The sequence below is a fragment of the Magnetospirillum moscoviense genome, from assembly GCF_001650635.1.
Taxonomy (GTDB): domain Bacteria; phylum Pseudomonadota; class Alphaproteobacteria; order Rhodospirillales; family Magnetospirillaceae; genus Magnetospirillum; species Magnetospirillum moscoviense.
This window is the reverse complement of the sequence record NZ_LWQU01000171.1, coordinates 1-15,737: the sequence shown is the minus strand read 5'-3', so window position 1 is coordinate 15,737 and position 15,737 is coordinate 1. Positions and strand designations below refer to the sequence as shown.

At 63.5% G+C, this 15,737-nt stretch carries 12 protein-coding genes and 1 tRNA gene; 12 read left to right on the top strand and 1 reads right to left on the bottom strand.

Translation table 11 applies throughout. The annotated features are described in order from the left end of the window. The 12 genes from A6A05_RS22260 to A6A05_RS16140 all read left to right on the top strand — a co-directional run. Nucleotides 1–77: EF-Tu C-terminal domain-related protein (locus A6A05_RS22260; RefSeq protein WP_211104280.1), on the top strand; the 77-nt coding region annotated here is incomplete at its 5' end. Nucleotides 78–152: 75 nt separating this feature from the next. Further along, nucleotides 153–228 (top strand) — tRNA-Trp (locus A6A05_RS16190). A 51-nt stretch (nt 229–279) separates the two neighbouring features. Beyond that, nucleotides 280–477, top strand: a complete 198-nt coding sequence (gene secE, locus A6A05_RS16185) for a preprotein translocase subunit SecE (RefSeq protein ID WP_068503602.1) — start codon at nt 280–282, stop codon at nt 475–477. Between the two features lies 1 nt (nt 478). Continuing rightward, on the top strand, nt 479–1,012 hold the full coding sequence (gene nusG, locus A6A05_RS16180; protein ID WP_068503600.1) for a transcription termination/antitermination protein NusG: 534 nt from the start codon (nt 479–481) through the stop codon (nt 1,010–1,012). Nucleotides 1,013–1,126: 114 nt separating this feature from the next. Further along, nucleotides 1,127–1,555, top strand: a complete 429-nt coding sequence (rplK, locus tag A6A05_RS16175) for a 50S ribosomal protein L11 (RefSeq protein ID WP_068503598.1) — start codon at nt 1,127–1,129, stop codon at nt 1,553–1,555. Between the two features lie 4 nt (nt 1,556–1,559). Further along, nucleotides 1,560–2,255 (top strand): 50S ribosomal protein L1, encoded by a 696-nt coding sequence (gene rplA / locus A6A05_RS16170; protein ID WP_068503596.1) that lies wholly within the window; start codon nt 1,560–1,562, stop codon nt 2,253–2,255. A gap of 314 nt (nt 2,256–2,569) precedes the next feature. Further along, complete coding sequence (gene rplJ, locus A6A05_RS16165) at nt 2,570–3,085, top strand: 50S ribosomal protein L10 (protein WP_068503594.1); 516 nt, start codon at nt 2,570–2,572, stop codon at nt 3,083–3,085. Nucleotides 3,086–3,135: 50 nt separating this feature from the next. Then, complete coding sequence (rplL, locus tag A6A05_RS16160) at nt 3,136–3,510, top strand: 50S ribosomal protein L7/L12 (RefSeq protein WP_068503592.1); 375 nt, start codon at nt 3,136–3,138, stop codon at nt 3,508–3,510. Nucleotides 3,511–3,745: 235 nt separating this feature from the next. Beyond that, entirely contained in the window at nt 3,746–7,927 is a 4,182-nt protein-coding gene (rpoB, locus tag A6A05_RS16155; protein WP_068503590.1) for a DNA-directed RNA polymerase subunit beta, read from the top strand. Nucleotides 7,928–7,999: 72 nt separating this feature from the next. After that, a complete protein-coding gene (locus A6A05_RS16150) occupies nt 8,000–12,493 on the top strand; it encodes a DNA-directed RNA polymerase subunit beta' (protein WP_068503604.1) in 4,494 nt (1,497 codons plus the stop codon). 109 nt (nt 12,494–12,602) lie between these two features. Beyond that, complete coding sequence (locus A6A05_RS16145) at nt 12,603–13,739, top strand: HD-GYP domain-containing protein (RefSeq protein ID WP_068503588.1); 1,137 nt, start codon at nt 12,603–12,605, stop codon at nt 13,737–13,739. 49 nt (nt 13,740–13,788) lie between these two features. Continuing rightward, on the top strand, nt 13,789–15,459 hold the full coding sequence (locus A6A05_RS16140; protein ID WP_082911023.1) for a sensor histidine kinase: 1,671 nt from the start codon (nt 13,789–13,791) through the stop codon (nt 15,457–15,459). A gap of 55 nt (nt 15,460–15,514) precedes the next feature. Here A6A05_RS16140 and A6A05_RS21530 read toward each other — a convergent pair. Next, nucleotides 15,515–15,737, bottom strand: a 223-nt coding sequence (locus A6A05_RS21530) for a hypothetical protein (RefSeq protein ID WP_216635818.1), incomplete at its 5' end; no start/stop codon positions are given.

The window sequence follows — 15,737 nt, the reverse complement described above, 5'->3', positions numbered from 1 at the left end:
ACGAAGGCCTGCGCTTCGCTATTCGTGAAGGCGGTCGTACCGTCGGCGCCGGCGTGGTTGCCAAGATCGTCGAGTAGCTGTATAAGGCGGGGCTTCGGCCTCGCCGATCCGACACGCCGGCCCTTCGAAAGGGGGGCCGGCGGTTCGGTTGCAGGAGTGTAGCTCAACTGGTAGAGCACCGGTCTCCAAAACCGGGGGTTGGGGGTTCGAGCCCCTCCACTCCTGCCAAATTTTGAACAGGCGGCGTTTTGGACCCGCCTTAACCGAATTAAGAGAACGATGGCAAAAACGTCTCCAGGCCAATTCGTCAAGCAGGTGCGGCAGGAAGTGGCGAAGGTCACTTGGCCCAGCCGCAAGGAAACCAGCATCTCGACCATGATGGTGTTCGTCATGGTGGTGATCGCTGCCGTGTTCTTCCTGCTGGTCGATCAGGTGTTCGCCTGGATCGTCAAGCTGCTGTTCGGACTGGGAGGCTGAGATGGCGACCGCCCGCTGGTACGTGATCCACGTCTATTCCGGTTTCGAGAAGAAGGTCGCCCAGTCGATCCGCGAGCAGGCCGAGCAGAAGGCCATGGCCGATCTGTTCGAGCAGGTGCTGGTCCCCACCGAAGAGGTGGTCGAGGTCCGGCGCGGTTCGAAGGTCAACGCCGAACGCAAGTTCTTCCCCGGCTATGTGCTGGTCAAGATGGTGCTGACCGACGACACCTGGCACCTGGTCAAGAACACCCCGAAGGTCACCGGCTTCCTGGGCGGCAAGGGCCGTCCGGTGCCGATCACCGAATCGGAAGCCGAACGCATCATCAAGCAGGTGCAGGAAGGCGTCGAGCGGCCCAAGCCCTCGATCGTGTTCGAGGTGGGCGAGCAGGTTCGCGTCGCCGATGGCCCCTTCACCTCGTTCAACGGCCTGGTCGAGGAAGTCGACGAGGAGCGCGCGCGGCTCAAGGTCGCCGTGTCGATCTTCGGCCGCTCCACCCCGGTCGAGCTGGAATACTCGCAGGTCGAGAAACTGTAATCCCATTTGCCGGTTCGCCGGCGAAGCTTCGGGCGGGATGGTCCCGCCTGGGGCAAGAACGCGGAAGGCCAGCCATTGGCCGCACCGCGGGCTTCTGAACATCAGAGGTAAGAGATGGCAAAGAAAGTCATTGGCTATATCAAGCTGCAGGTGCCGGCCGGCAAGGCCAACCCGTCGCCGCCGATCGGTCCGGCGCTGGGTCAGCGCGGCCTGAACATCATGGAATTCTGCAAGTCGTTCAATGCGGCGACTCAGCAGTTGGAAGTCGGCATGCCGATTCCGGTGGTGATCACCGCCTATTCCGACCGTACCTTCACCTACGTCACCAAGACGCCCCCGGTCACCTACTTCCTGAAGAAGGCCGCCGGCATCCAGAAGGGCACCACCACCCCGGGCAAGGCCACGGTGGGTCAGGTGACGATGGCGCAGATCCGCGAGATCGCCGAAAAGAAGATGGTCGACCTCAACGCCAATGACGTCGAAGGCGCTGCCGCCATGATCGTCGGTTCCGCCCGCTCGATGGGCCTCAAGGTGGTGGAGTAATCACATGGCCAGCATCGGAAAGCGTCTGAAGGCCGGTTACGAAGGCATCGACCGCAACAAGTTCTATTCGATCGAAGACGCCGTCAAGATCATCAAGGGCGCCGCCAAGTCCAAGTTCGACGAGACCGTCGAGATTGCCTTGAACCTGGGCGTCGACCCCCGCCATGCCGACCAGATGGTCCGTGGCGTGATCGAGCTGCCGCACGGCACCGGCAAGACCGTTCGCGTCGCCGTGTTCGCCAAGGCCGACAAGGCCGAGGAAGCCCGCAAGGCCGGTGCCGACATCGTCGGCGCCGAAGACCTGGCGGAGCAGATCCAGGGCGGCATGATGGATTTCGAGCGCTGCATCGCCACCCCCGACATGATGGGTGTGGTCGGCCGCCTCGGTAAGGTCCTCGGCCCGCGCAACCTGATGCCCAACCCCAAGCTGGGCACCGTCACCCCGAACGTCACCGAAGCCATTCGCGCCGCCAAGGCCGGTCAGGTGCAGTTCCGTGTCGAGAAGGCCGGCATCGTGCATGCCGGCGTTGGCAAGGCCTCGTTCGACGAAGCCAAGCTGGTGGCCAACATCAAGGCCTTCGTCGATGCCATCAACAAGGCCAAGCCCACTGGCGCCAAGGGCACCTATTTGAAGAAGATCTCGCTGTCTTCGACGATGGGTCCGGGCGTCAAGCTGGACATCGCCAGCATCAGCGCGTAGAACTTAGCGCTTTTTCGAATTCCCCCATCCCGCAAGGGGTGGGGGTGCCGGAAGCTTCGCCGCAAGGCAGGCTTCCACCCTGTCCGAGACCGTAGGTGCCCGTTTGGGCTTGATGGGAGTTCCCGCCTGCGTAGACAGAAGAAGAATTCCGTTCGCTCCGGGTGATGCCCGGCGACGCGCGGCTTGAAGCTTCTGGGACAGGCCACCGGTCTTGGCCTTTGGTCGCAAGTGACCAAGGCAGGACCACTAGGGCAATGGACCGATGCCCGCCCCCCGCAAGGGAGCGTTCATCGGCTCGCTGTTTGGAGACGAACGTGGACCGGACACAAAAGAAGGAATGGGTCGGGTCGCTGCATGAAACGCTCGAAGGGGCGGGTCTGGTCGTCGTCACCCATTATATGGGTCTGACGGTTGCCGAAATGACCAACCTTCGCGCCAAGATGCGTGCGGCTGGCGCCAGCTTCAAGGTGACCAAGAATCGTCTCACCAAGCTCGCCCTTGAGGGTACCGCTTACGAGAACATCGCCGACCTTTTCACCGGCCCCACCGCGATCGCCTTTTCGGCGGACCCGGTTGCGGCCGCGAAGGTGGCGGCCGAATTCGCCAAGACCAACGACAAGCTCAAGATCCTGGGTGGTTCCCTGGGTGGCGAGCGTCTGGGCGAAGACGGTATCAAGGCCTTGGCCACGCTGCCGTCGCTCGACGAACTGCGTGCCAAGCTGCTTGGCATGATCTCGACCCCGGCTACCCGCATCGCCGGTGTGCTGCAAGCCCCCGCTGGCCAGTTGGCCCGGGTGCTCAAGGCCAAGGCGGACAAGGACGCTGCGTGAGCACGACTCGACTGTTAATCCCAGAACTCAAGCTTATCTAGGAGTACATTATGGCTGATCTCGCTAAGCTCGTTGACGAGCTCTCCGCTCTGACCGTTCTCGAAGCGGCCGAGCTGTCCAAGCTGCTGGAAGAGAAGTGGGGCGTTTCCGCCGCCGCTCCTGTTGCCGTTGCCGCCGTCGCCGCTGGCGCCGCTGCCCCGGTCGCTGAAGAACAGACCGAATTCGACGTCATCCTGACCGAAGCCGGCGAAAAGAAGATCAACGTGATCAAGGAAGTCCGCGCCATCACCGGCCTGGGTCTGAAGGAAGCCAAGGACCTGGTCGAAGGCGCTCCGAAGGCCGTCAAGGAAGCCGTGTCGAAGGACGAGGCCGAGAAGATCAAGAAGGTTCTCGAGGAAGCCGGCGCCAAGGTTGCCGTCAAGTAATCGAGACCCTTTGGGGTTTGCCCTGCGGGCCAGCAGCGGTGGCGGGAACGTCGCCGCTGCCTGGCCCAATGGTGCTTTCCCAAAGGGGTCGCGCTAAAGCCGGACCGGGCCATTTCGACCGGGCAGGGCTACGAATGAAGTTTATTGGTTAGGTCATTTAACGGGGGACCTTTTCCGTCCCCCACCGGCCCGCAAGATCGCGGGCCGAAACCGAGATCGAGGACGAGGAGCGGCAATGGCTAAATCCTACACGGGTCGGAAGCGCGTTCGTAAGAGCTTCGGGCGTATCCCCACGGTGGCCCCGATGCCCAACCTGATCGAGGTGCAAAAGAGCTCCTACGATCATTTCCTTCAGATGGACGTCGCTTTCGAAAAGCGCGCCAATGTCGGCCTGCAGGAAGTCTTCAAGTCGGTGTTCCCGATCAAGGACTTCTCGGAGCGCGGCACCCTGGAGTTCGTGCGCTACGAGTTGGAGCAGCCCAAGTATGACGTCGAGGAGTGCCAGCAGCGCGGCATGACCTTCGCGGCGCCCCTGAAGGTGACGCTGCGCCTGGTGGTGTGGGACATCGACGAGGACACCGGCGCCCGCTCGATCCGCGACATCAAGGAGCAGGACGTGTACATGGGCGACATGCCGCTCATGACCGCCAACGGCACCTTCGTCATCAACGGCACCGAGCGCGTCATCGTTTCCCAGATGCACCGTTCGCCGGGCGTGTTCTTCGACCACGACAAGGGCAAGACCCATTCGTCGGGCAAGTACCTGTTCGCCGCCCGCGTCATCCCCTATCGCGGTTCCTGGCTGGACTTCGAGTTCGACGCCAAGGATCTGGTCTATGTCCGCATCGACCGCCGCCGCAAGCTGCCGGTGACGACGCTGCTGTACGCGTTGGACAACAAGCCGACCGAAGCGCTGCGCGCCAGCCGCAAGGCCGACAGCCGCTCGGTCGAGTTGAACGAACTGAAGGGCATGAGCTCGGAAGACATCCTGTCGTACTTCTACGACAAGGTGGTCTATACCCGCGGCCCCAAGGGCTGGAAGACGGCCTTCGCCCCCGAGCGCCTGAAGGGCGTCAAGCTGGTCTATGACCTGATCGATGCCAAGACCGGCGAGAAGGTCGCCGAGGCCGGCACCAAGATGACGCCGCGCCTGGGCAAGAAGCTGCGCGAGCAGGGCGTCGAGGACATCCTGGTTCTCCCTGAGGATCTGGTCGGCCAGTACGCCGCCGAGGACATCATCAACGAAGCCACCGGCGAGATTTATGTCGAAGCCGGCAACGAGCTGACCGTCGCCGTCCTGGCCGAGCTGGAAAAGGCCGGCGTGACCGAGCTGCCGGCCCTGGCCATCGACCACATCAATGTCGGCCCGTACATCCGCAACACCCTGGCTGTCGACAAGAATTCCAGCCGCGAAGAAGCGCTGATCGACATCTACCGCGTCATGCGTCCCGGCGAGCCGCCGACCCTGGAAACCGCCGAGGCGCTGTTCCAGGGCCTGTTCTTCGATTCGGAACGCTATGACCTGTCGGCGGTCGGCCGCGTCAAAATGAACTCGCGTCTGAACTTCTCGGACAAGGAGGTGCCCGACACCACCCGCGTCCTGCGTCGCGACGACATCCTGGCCGTCATCAAGATCATGGTCGAGCTGAAGGACGGCAAGGGCGAGATCGACGACATCGATCACCTGGGCAACCGTCGTGTCCGTTCGGTCGGCGAATTGATGGAAAACCAGTATCGCGTCGGCCTGCTGCGCATGGAGCGCGCCATCCGCGAGCGCATGAGCTCGGTGGATATCGACTCGGTGATGCCGCATGACCTGATCAACGCCAAGCCGGCGGCGGCGGCGGTGCGTGAATTCTTCGGCAGCTCGCAGCTGTCGCAGTTCATGGACCAGACCAATCCGCTGTCGGAAATCACCCACAAGCGCCGCCTGTCGGCGCTTGGCCCGGGCGGTCTGACCCGCGAGCGTGCCGGCTTCGAGGTGCGCGACGTGCACCCGACCCATTACGGCCGCATCTGCCCGATCGAAACGCCGGAAGGCCCGAACATCGGTCTGATCAACTCGCTGGCCACCTATGCCCGCGTCAACCAGTACGGCTTCATCGAGGCGCCCTATCGCCGCGTCGAAGGCGCCAAGGTCACCGACGACGTGCAGTACATGTCGGCGAACGAGGAAGGCCGCTACACCATCGCCCAGGCCAATTCGGAACTGGATTCCGAAGGCCGCTTCGTCCACGACCTGGTGTCGTGCCGTCAGGCCGGCGAGTTCGTGATGGTTCCGCCCTCGGAAATCACCATGATCGACGTGTCGCCGAAGCAGCTGGTTTCGGTCGCCGCGGCGCTGATCCCGTTCCTGGAAAACGACGACGCCAACCGCGCCCTGATGGGTTCGAACATGCAGCGTCAGGCGGTTCCGCTGCTGCGCGCCGAGGCGCCGCTGGTCGGCACCGGCATGGAGCAGGCGGTGGCGCGAGATTCGGGTGCGGCCATCACCGCCAAGCGGACCGGCGTGGTCGACCAGGTCGATGCCACCCGCGTGGTGATCCGGGCTTCGGAAGACGTCGCCGCCCATGAATCGGGCGTCGATATCTACAACCTGCTGAAGTTCCAGCGGTCCAACCAGAACACCTGCATCACCCAGAAGCCGCTGGTGAAGGTGGGCGACCTGATCAAGAAGGGCGACATCATCGCCGACGGCCCGTCCACCCAGTTGGGCGAGCTGGCGTTGGGCCGCAACGTGCTGGTCGCCTTCATGCCGTGGAACGGCTACAACTTCGAAGATTCGATCCTGATCTCGGAACGCATCGTCCGCGACGACGTGTTCACCTCGATCCATATCGAAGAATTCGAGGTGATGGCCCGCGACACCAAGCTGGGTCAGGAAGAAATCACCCGCGACATTCCGAATGTCGGTGAAGAAGCCCTGAAGAACCTGGACGAGGCCGGCATCGTTTACATCGGTGCCGAGGTCAAGCCGGGCGATATCCTGGTCGGCAAGGTCACGCCCAAGGGCGAGTCCCCGATGACCCCGGAAGAGAAGCTTCTGCGCGCCATCTTCGGCGAAAAGGCCTCGGACGTGCGCGATACCAGCTTGCGTCTGCCCCCGGGCGTCGCCGGCACCATCGTCGAAGTTCGCGTCTTCTCGCGCCGTGGCGTCGAGAAGGACGAGCGCGCCCTGGCCATCGAGCGGGCCGAAATCGAGCGTCTGGCCAAGGACCGCGATGACGAGCGCGCCATCATCGAGCGTTCGTTCTATGCCCGTCTCAAGCAATTGCTGCTGGGCAAGAAGGTGGTTTCGGGTCCGAAGGGCCTGAAGGCCGGCGCTGTCCTGTCGGAAGACATGTTCGCTGAGTTGCACAACAGCGCTTGGCGCAATGTCGCCGTCGATGACGATGCGGTGATGAGCGATGTCGAGCAGTTGAAGCGGGCCTTCGACGCCGCCGTCGAGCGTCTGCAGGACCGCTTCGAGAACAAGGTCGAAAAGCTGCAGCGCGGCGACGAGCTGCCGCCCGGCGTGATGAAGATGGTCAAGGTGTTCGTGGCGGTGAAGCGCAAGCTGCAGCCGGGCGACAAGATGGCCGGCCGTCACGGCAACAAGGGCGTCATTTCCCGCATCGTGCCGCTGGAAGACATGCCGTACCTGGAAGACGGCCAGCAGGTCGATATCGTGCTGAACCCGCTGGGCGTGCCCAGCCGCATGAATGTCGGTCAGATTCTGGAAACCCATCTGGGCTGGGCTTCGGCCGGCCTGGGTCAACAGATCGGCAAGCTGCTGGACGGCTATCGCCACAACACCGCGACCGTCGCCGACGTCCGCACCAAGCTGGCCGACTTCTATGGCCCCGAGGTGTTCCAGGACGAAATCGCCGATCTGGGCGACGGCGAGATCCTGGAACTGGCCGGCAATCTGCGCCCGGGCATTCCGTTCGCCTCGCCGGTGTTCGACGGTGCTCGCGAAAGCGACATCTGCGACATGCTGGAAAAGGCCGGCCGCCACCGTTCGGGTCAGGTCACCCTGTTCGACGGCCGCACCGGCGATCCGTTCGACCGCAAGGTCACCGTCGGCTACATCTACATGCTGAAGCTGCACCACCTGGTGGACGACAAGATCCACGCCCGCTCGATCGGCCCGTACTCGCTGGTCACCCAGCAGCCGCTGGGCGGTAAGGCGCAGTTCGGTGGTCAGCGCTTCGGTGAAATGGAAGTGTGGGCGCTGGAAGCTTACGGCGCGGCCTACACGCTGCAGGAAATGCTGACGGTGAAGTCGGACGACGTGTCCGGCCGCACCAAGGTCTACGAAGCGATCGTCCGCGGCGACGACAATTTCGAGGCCGGCATCCCCGAATCCTTCAACGTGCTGGTCAAGGAACTGCGCTCGCTCGGCCTCAATGTCGAGCTGACCCAGCGCAATTTCTAAGCCCTTTTGGTCAAGTGTGGCGGACGGGACCCATCCCGTCCGCCAAACCCCGAGATGATGCGGGAGCAGGTCATGAATGAATTGATGAAGATTTTCGGTCAGGCGAGCGGTACCCAGTCCTTCGACCAGATCCGGATTTCGATCGCCTCCCCCGAGCGGATTCGCTCGTGGTCGTATGGCGAGATCAAGAAGCCCGAAACCATCAACTACCGCACCTTCAAGCCGGAGCGCGACGGCCTGTTCTGCGCCCGCATCTTCGGCCCGATCAAGGATTACGAGTGCTTGTGCGGCAAGTACAAGCGCATGAAGTATCGCGGCATCATCTGCGAGAAGTGCGGCGTCGAAGTGACGCTGGCCAAGGTCCGGCGCGAGCGCATGGGCCATATCGAGCTGGCCAGCCCCGTCGCCCACATCTGGTTCCTGAAGTCGCTGCCCAGCCGTATTGGCCTCTTGTGCGACATGACGCTCAAGGATCTCGAGCGCATTCTGTATTTCGAGAATTATGTGGTGGTCGAGCCCGGCCTGACGCCTTTGAAGATCCGCGAACTGCTGACCGAAGAGCAGTATATGCGCGCGGTCGACGAGTATGGCGACGATGCCTTCACCGCCAAGATCGGCGCCGAAGCCATCCGTGACATGCTGGTCGCCATCGATCTGGAGTCCGAGAAGGACCGCCTGAAGATCGACCTCAAGGAAACCACCTCGGAAGCCAAGCGCAAGAAGCTGGTCAAGCGGATGAAGCTGGTCGAGGCCTTCCTCGAATCCGGCTCGCGCCCCGAATGGATGATCCTGGAAGTCATTCCGGTGATCCCGCCGGAACTGCGTCCGCTGGTGCCCCTGGATGGCGGCCGTTTCGCCACCTCGGACCTGAACGACCTGTACCGCCGCGTCATCAACCGTAACAACCGCCTGAAGCGGCTGATCGAACTGCGCGCCCCCGAGATCATCGTGCGCAACGAAAAGCGCATGCTGCAAGAGGCGGTCGACGCCCTGTTCGACAACGGCCGTCGCGGCCGCGCCATCACCGGCGCCAACAAGCGTCCGCTGAAGTCGCTGTCCGACATGCTGAAGGGCAAGCAGGGCCGCTTCCGTCAGAACCTGCTGGGCAAGCGCGTCGATTATTCCGGCCGTTCGGTCATCGTGGTCGGCCCGGAACTGAAGCTGCACCAGTGCGGATTGCCGAAGAAGATGGCCTTGGAACTGTTCAAGCCGTTCGTCTACGCCAAGCTGGAACTGTACGGCATGGCCACCACCATCAAGGCCGCCAAGCGGATGGTGGAAAAGGAGCGTCCCGAGGTGTGGGACATCCTGGAAGAGGTCATCCGCGAGCATCCGGTGATGCTGAACCGCGCGCCGACGCTGCACCGTCTGGGCATCCAGGCCTTCGAGCCGGTGCTGATCGAGGGTAAGGCCATCCAGTTGCACCCGCTGGTCTGCACCGCCTTCAACGCCGACTTCGACGGTGACCAGATGGCCGTGCACGTTCCGCTGAGCCTCGAGGCCCAGCTGGAAGCCCGCGTGCTGATGATGTCGACCAACAACATCCTGTCGCCCGCCAACGGCAAGCCGATCATCGTGCCCAGCCAGGACATCGTGCTGGGTATCTATTACATCACCATGGAACGCGACGAACTGCCGGGCATGGCCATGAAGGTCCACTCGGCCCACGAGCTGCGGACCGGCTTGGCCAACGGCACGCTGTTCCTTTACAACCGGACCAACCCGGCCCTGCCCATCGACACCTCGGACATGGAAGCGGTGGTCGACGCCCTGGTGCGCCGCGACATCACCGCCCACCGGGCGCTGCGGGTGTCCAGCCGCGAGGCGCTGGAAGCCGGTCTGGCCAAGGGCGAGATCCGGGTGTTCAACGTCGCCAAGCCCGGCACCCCGTTCGCCGCGACCGATGTCGCGTCGATCGAAAAGGCGGTCAAGGACGGTTCGGCCATCCTGTATCGCCTGCCGATCTTCCGCGACATGAACGAGATCAACGCCGCCCTGGCCGACAAGGTGCTGACGCTGCACCAGAAGATCAAGGCACGCTACCGCAATGTCGATAAGGACGGCCAGCCGATCACCGAGCTGCTGGAAACCAGCGCCGGCCGCATGCTGCTGTCGGAAATCCTGCCGCGCAATCCAAACGTGCCGTTCAGCTCGATCAACCGCCTGCTGACCAAGAAGGATATCCAGAACGTCATCGATCTGGTCTATCGCCATTGCGGCCAGAAAGAGACGGTCATCTTCGCCGATCGCATCATGGGCCTGGGCTTTTCCCACGCCTTCAAGGCCGGCATCTCGTTCGGCAAGGACGACATGGTCATCCCCGCCGCCAAGGACCATCTGGTCGGCGGAACCGAGGAAAAGGCCAAGGAGTACGAGCAGCAGTACCAGGACGGCCTGATCACCCAGGGCGAAAAGTACAACAAGGTGGTCGATGCCTGGTCGAAGTGCACCGACGACGTCGCCGACGCCATGATGAAGGAAATCAGCCGCGTCGAGCCCGGCATGCAGGTCAACTCGGTCTACATGATGGCCCACTCGGGCGCTCGTGGTTCGGCCGCCCAGATGAAGCAGCTGGCCGGCATGCGCGGCCTGATGGCCAAGCCGTCGGGCGAGATCATCGAGACCCCGATTATCTCGAACTTCAAGGAAGGCCTGACCGTGCTGGAGTACTTCAACTCCACCCACGGTGCCCGTAAGGGTCTGGCCGATACCGCGCTGAAGACCGCCAACTCGGGTTACCTGACCCGTCGTCTGGTCGACGTGGCGCAGGACGCCATCATCGTCGAGGAAGATTGCGGCACCATCAACGGCCTGACCGTCTCGGCGGTCGTCGAGGGCGGCGAAGTGATCAGCCCGCTGGCGGAACGCATCCTGGGCCGATCGGCCGCTCGCGACATCACCCATCCGGTCACCGGCGAGGTCATCGTCGCCGCCGGCCACTTGATCTGCGAGCCGGAAGTCGAGCTGATCGACGATGCCGGCATCGAGGTCGTGGCCATCCGCTCGGTGCTGACCTGCGAGGCCAAGGAAGGCGTGTGCGGCACCTGCTACGGCCGCGATCTGGCTCGCGGTACCCGCGTCAATGTCGGTGAAGCGGTCGGCGTCATCGCCGCCCAGTCGATCGGCGAACCGGGCACCCAGCTGACCATGCGTACCTTCCACATCGGCGGCGCCGCCCAGCGTGGCGCCGAGCAATCGTCGATCGAAGCGGTCAGCGAAGCCACCGTCCAGTTGATCAACAAAAACGTCGTGACCAACTCGTCCGGCGCCAAGATCATCATGAGCCGCAATTGCGAAGTGGCCCTGTTCGATGCCAAGGGCCGCGAGCGCGCGCGTCACCGTATTCCCTACGGTGCCAAGCTGCTGGTCGAGGAAGGCCAATTGGTCAACAAGGGCGTCAAGCTGGCCGAGTGGGATCCCTACACCCTGCCGATCCTGACCGAGACCAACGGCGTCGCCCATTACGTCGACCTGGTCGAAGGCCTGTCGATGCGCGAAGTGGTCGACGAGGCCACCGGCATCGCCAGCAAGGTGGTGGTCGATTGGAAGCAGCAGCCGCGCGGTTCCGAACTGCGGCCACGCGTCGAGCTGCGCGACGACAAGGGCCAGCCGGTGACCCTGTCCAACGGCATGGAAGCCCGCTACTTCCTGTCGGTGGACGCCATCTTGTCGGTCGAGAACCACGCCAAGCTGCATGCCGGGGACGTGCTGGCCCGCATCCCGCGCGAAGGCTCGAAGACCCGCGACATCACCGGCGGTCTGCCGCGTGTGGCGGAACTGTTCGAAGCCCGCAAGCCCAAGGATCACGCCATCATCGCCGACATCGACGGCCGCGTGGAATTCGGCAAGGACTACAAGTCCAAGCGCCGCATCCTGGTGGTCCCGGAAGATGGCGATCCGGTGGAATACCTGATCCCCAAGGGCAAGCACGTCTCGGTGCAGGAAGGCGACTATGTCCGCCGCGGCGATCCGCTGATGGACGGCAACCCGGTGCCGCACGACATCTTGCGCGTGCTGGGTGTCGAGGCGCTGTCGCAGTACCTGACCAACGAGATCCAGGAGGTCTATCGTCTGCAGGGCGTGAAGATCAACGACAAGCACATCGAGGTGATCGTTCGCCAGATGCTGCAGAAGGTCGAGATCACCGATCCCGGCGACACCACCTTCCTGGTCGGCGAGCAGATCGACCGTCAGGAGTTCGACCAGGAGAACCGCAAGGCGATCCGCGAGCAGGGCCGCCCGGCTTCGGGCACCCCGGTCCTGCAGGGCATCACCAAGGCGTCGTTGCAGACCCACTCGTTCATCTCGGCGGCCTCGTTCCAGGAAACCACCCGCGTCCTGACCGAAGCTTCGGTGTCGGGCAAGGTGGATACCTTGCAGGGCCTGAAGGAGAACGTCATCGTCGGTCGTCTGATCCCCGCCGGTACCGGCGCGGTGATGAACCGCCTGCGCGAACTGGCCGCCAAGCGCGACCGCGAAATGCAGGTCGAGGATGGCGGTGGCGAAGGCGATACGCCGCCCGCACTTGAAGGCGGCGGCGAACAGCCGGCGGCCCCGGCCGAGTAAGCAAAGCGGCCCTCCGTCGGCGACGACGGAGGGCTTTTTTCTATGTTTGGCTAGTTGCATGACTTTTCATGGTGTGCAACCCTGACCGTGGGGATTGCGGAGTACGAGGATGGAACTCCTCCGAGTCGATTCGGAAGCTTCTCGGCTTGCGTCGTTCGAGGCGCCACGCCGGTCGGTCGTCGTCATTCATCCCGACGCGCGCAGCCGCGACGCCGTCGGCCGAGAGCTCGCGTCCTTCTACGAAGTCTCGGATTATCCCGACATCGAATCGGCGGCGGTCCGTACCAGGGCGACGCCGGCCGCCGTACTGGTCGCCGACACGGCAATCGCCAATTCCGATCGCCTGCAGGCCCTGCCGCGTCTGCGCGCCGAAAAGGTGTTTCACCAGGTCCCGATGATCCTGTGCACCTGGGCGCCGAAGCAAGGTCGCGCATCGGCGCCGATCGTTTCCGACGCCGACGCCGTTGTCGATTTCAACAACCGCGACCGCGACCTGATCGGCCTGATCGCCCGTCTGGTCGATCACCGTGTCGAAGCCCGCTGGGAGACACTGGCGCCCTCGCCTCGCGAAGCGCTGAAGCGCACCCTGGCCGCCTTCGATGGCATCACCGACCTGATCGCCACCGGGGACGCGCTGGACTTCCACAATATCGGTCAGGCCTGTGCCCCGGTTTTGGATGCGGTCAAGCAGAACGGCTACCACCAGATCTTCGAAGGCCTGGCCAACCACAACAGCTTCATCTACGTCCACTCGCTCCGCGTTTCGACCCTCTTGGTGCTGTTCGGCTACAAGCTCGGCTTGGGCGACGACGATCTGATGACGCTGGCGACCGCCGGATTGCTGCACGACATCGGCAAGACCGGCATGCCTCAGGCCCTGCTGAACAAGGTGTCGCCCCTGGATCCGACCGAGAAGATCCGCATGCGCGACCATGTCCTGCTGGGCGTGCGCTACCTGTCCAAGGCGCCGGATGTGCCATCGGGCGTCATGGCCATCGCCGCCCAGCACCACGAGCGTCTGGACGGTACCGGCTATCCCGACGGACTGCAGGGCAACCAGATCAACGATCTGGTCCGCATCGCCGCGGTGGTCGATGTCTTCGCCGCGCTCACCGAACGCCGGTCCTACCGCGCGCCGATGTCGGCCGCACAGGCCTTGTCGGTGATGACCAACAATATCCGCGAAAAGTTCGACCAGAAATTCGTGGCGCTGTTTCGCGACATGCTCCTGAGCTCGGGGGGCTGATGCGGGCGTCCCGCGTCTGGACCCTGTCGGCTGACCAGGGGGCGCCGCCATGATCGGGCAAACCCGGCCGCACCGCGTTTTGCTGGCGATGGCCAGCCTTTACGCCGTCCTGAGCGTGATCTTGGCAGCCCTGTTCATCTGGACCGACCATGATGAAAGCCTGAAGCGGATCGAATCCGCCACCGCCGACATCGCCAATCTGCTGGACGAACACGCCTCGCGCACGCTCGACACCGCAGAGCTGGCCCTGGCCCGCGTCGCCGACCATGCCGGCACCCTGGTGTCACCCAACGGCAAGACCGCCGCCGAGGCGGCTAGACCGCTGATCGAAATGCTGGCCGGGTCGCCGCATTTGGGAAACATCTATATCGTCGATCCCGAAGGCGCGCTGATTTCCGACCTTCGGGGGGTGTTTCCGGCGGGCATCACCCTTCGGGATCGAGATTGGGTGAAGGCGCTGCGGCGCGACGATGCCGGCAAGGTCTTCATCGGCCAGGCGGGCTTCGACGAATCCACGCGCAGTTTCGTTTTCACCGTCGCCAAGCGCCTGTATTCGGCCAGTGGTGCCTGGATCGGCGCGGCGGCCGTGACCGTTCAGATCGACTATTTCAAGCGTTTCTATCAGAAGCTTGATTACGGGCCGGTACCCGCGCTGGGCATCTATCGCCTGGACGGCGCCGTCCTGGTGCGCCAGCCGTTGAAGCCCGAGGATATCGGTCGCAACATGAGCGCCAACCCGATCTTCACCACCCATCTGCCGAATGCTCCGTCGGGAACCTATCAGGGCCGCTCAGCCGTGGATTCGGTGGTGCGGGTGGTGTCCTACCGGGTGGTCGAGCCGCGCTCGCTGGTGGTGTGGGTCAGCGTCGGCTCCCAAGAGGCTTTGGCGCAATGGCGCGAACGGGCTTTGCGCATCGCCGCCTTGGTGGTGGTGTCTTGGGTGTTGATGGGCGGGCTATGCATCGTCTTGTACCGCGAATTGATGCGCGAACACCGGATGACCGCCGACCTGGAGGCCGCCAACCGCGATCTGCAACGGTCCAACGCCGACCTTGAACAATTCGCCTATATCGCCTCGCACGACCTGAAAGAGCCGCTGCGCAACATCGCCAGCTACGTGCAATTGCTGCAACGGCGCTATCAAGGCCAGTTGGATTCCGACGCCGACGCCTTCATCGGCTACACCGTCGAAGGCGTCCAGCGCATGCAGACCATTATCAGCGAGCTTTTGTCCTATTCCCGTGTCGGCACCGGCGATCTGACCCCGGTCCCGGTCCAGGCCGGCATCCTGGTCAGCACCGCGCTGGCCCACCTGAAGGGCGTGATCAGCGACGCGCAGGCGGTGGTCGAGGTCGATGGCCAATTGCCGGTGATCGAAGGCGACGCCGCCTTGCTGGGCAGCCTGTTCCAGAACCTGATCAGCAATGCCTTGAAGTACCGCCGCGAGGATGTCCGCGCCGAAGTGCGGGTGGGATGCCAGGATCGCGGCCGCGACTGGGCGTTCTATGTCGCCGACAATGGCATCGGCATCGAGCCCGAATATCACCGCCAGATCTTCGACCTGTTCCGCCGCCTGCATCCGCGCGATCGCTTCGCCGGAACCGGCATCGGCCTGGCCATCTGCCAACGGGTGGTCGAACGCCACGGCGGGCGCATTTGGGTCGAATCGGTGCCCGGCAAGGGCTCGACCTTCTGGTTCACCCTGCCGAAGCCGGCTTAGGGTCTGCCTGCGTTTGGTGGACTCGGATTTTCCTCTCGTCGCCCTCGGGCATGACTCACGGCTGTCCGGTTAAATTTTCGCGGCACCATCCACACCCCTCGTCGGCATGGCCGGGCTTGACCCGGCCATCTACGCGCATCCGCATAATACCGGCGAACGCTCGATCTGACTCGGCGGGGCTTGCCAACCAGCGGCAACCATGAATCACTGGGGTTCCACCAGATACAGGGGGAACCATGTTCGGTAGGCTCAAGATATCGGAAAAGATGACGGCGGCG

Bases quoted from the DNA above. Each gene is read 5' to 3' on its own strand.
- A6A05_RS16145 (WP_068503588.1), top strand. From the start codon at position 12,603: ATGGAACTCCTCCGAGTCGATTCGGAAGCTTCTCGGCTTGCGTCGTTC.
- rplA (WP_068503596.1), top strand. From the start codon at position 1,560: ATGGCCAGCATCGGAAAGCGTCTGAAGGCCGGTTACGAAGGCATCGAC.
- rplL (WP_068503592.1), top strand. From the start codon at position 3,136: ATGGCTGATCTCGCTAAGCTCGTTGACGAGCTCTCCGCTCTGACCGTT.
- nusG (WP_068503600.1), top strand. From the start codon at position 479: ATGGCGACCGCCCGCTGGTACGTGATCCACGTCTATTCCGGTTTCGAG.
- rpoB (WP_068503590.1), top strand. From the start codon at position 3,746: ATGGCTAAATCCTACACGGGTCGGAAGCGCGTTCGTAAGAGCTTCGGG.
- rplK (WP_068503598.1), top strand. From the start codon at position 1,127: ATGGCAAAGAAAGTCATTGGCTATATCAAGCTGCAGGTGCCGGCCGGC.
- A6A05_RS16140 (WP_082911023.1), top strand. From the start codon at position 13,789: ATGATCGGGCAAACCCGGCCGCACCGCGTTTTGCTGGCGATGGCCAGC.
- secE (WP_068503602.1), top strand. From the start codon at position 280: ATGGCAAAAACGTCTCCAGGCCAATTCGTCAAGCAGGTGCGGCAGGAA.
- A6A05_RS16150 (WP_068503604.1), top strand. From the start codon at position 8,000: ATGAATGAATTGATGAAGATTTTCGGTCAGGCGAGCGGTACCCAGTCC.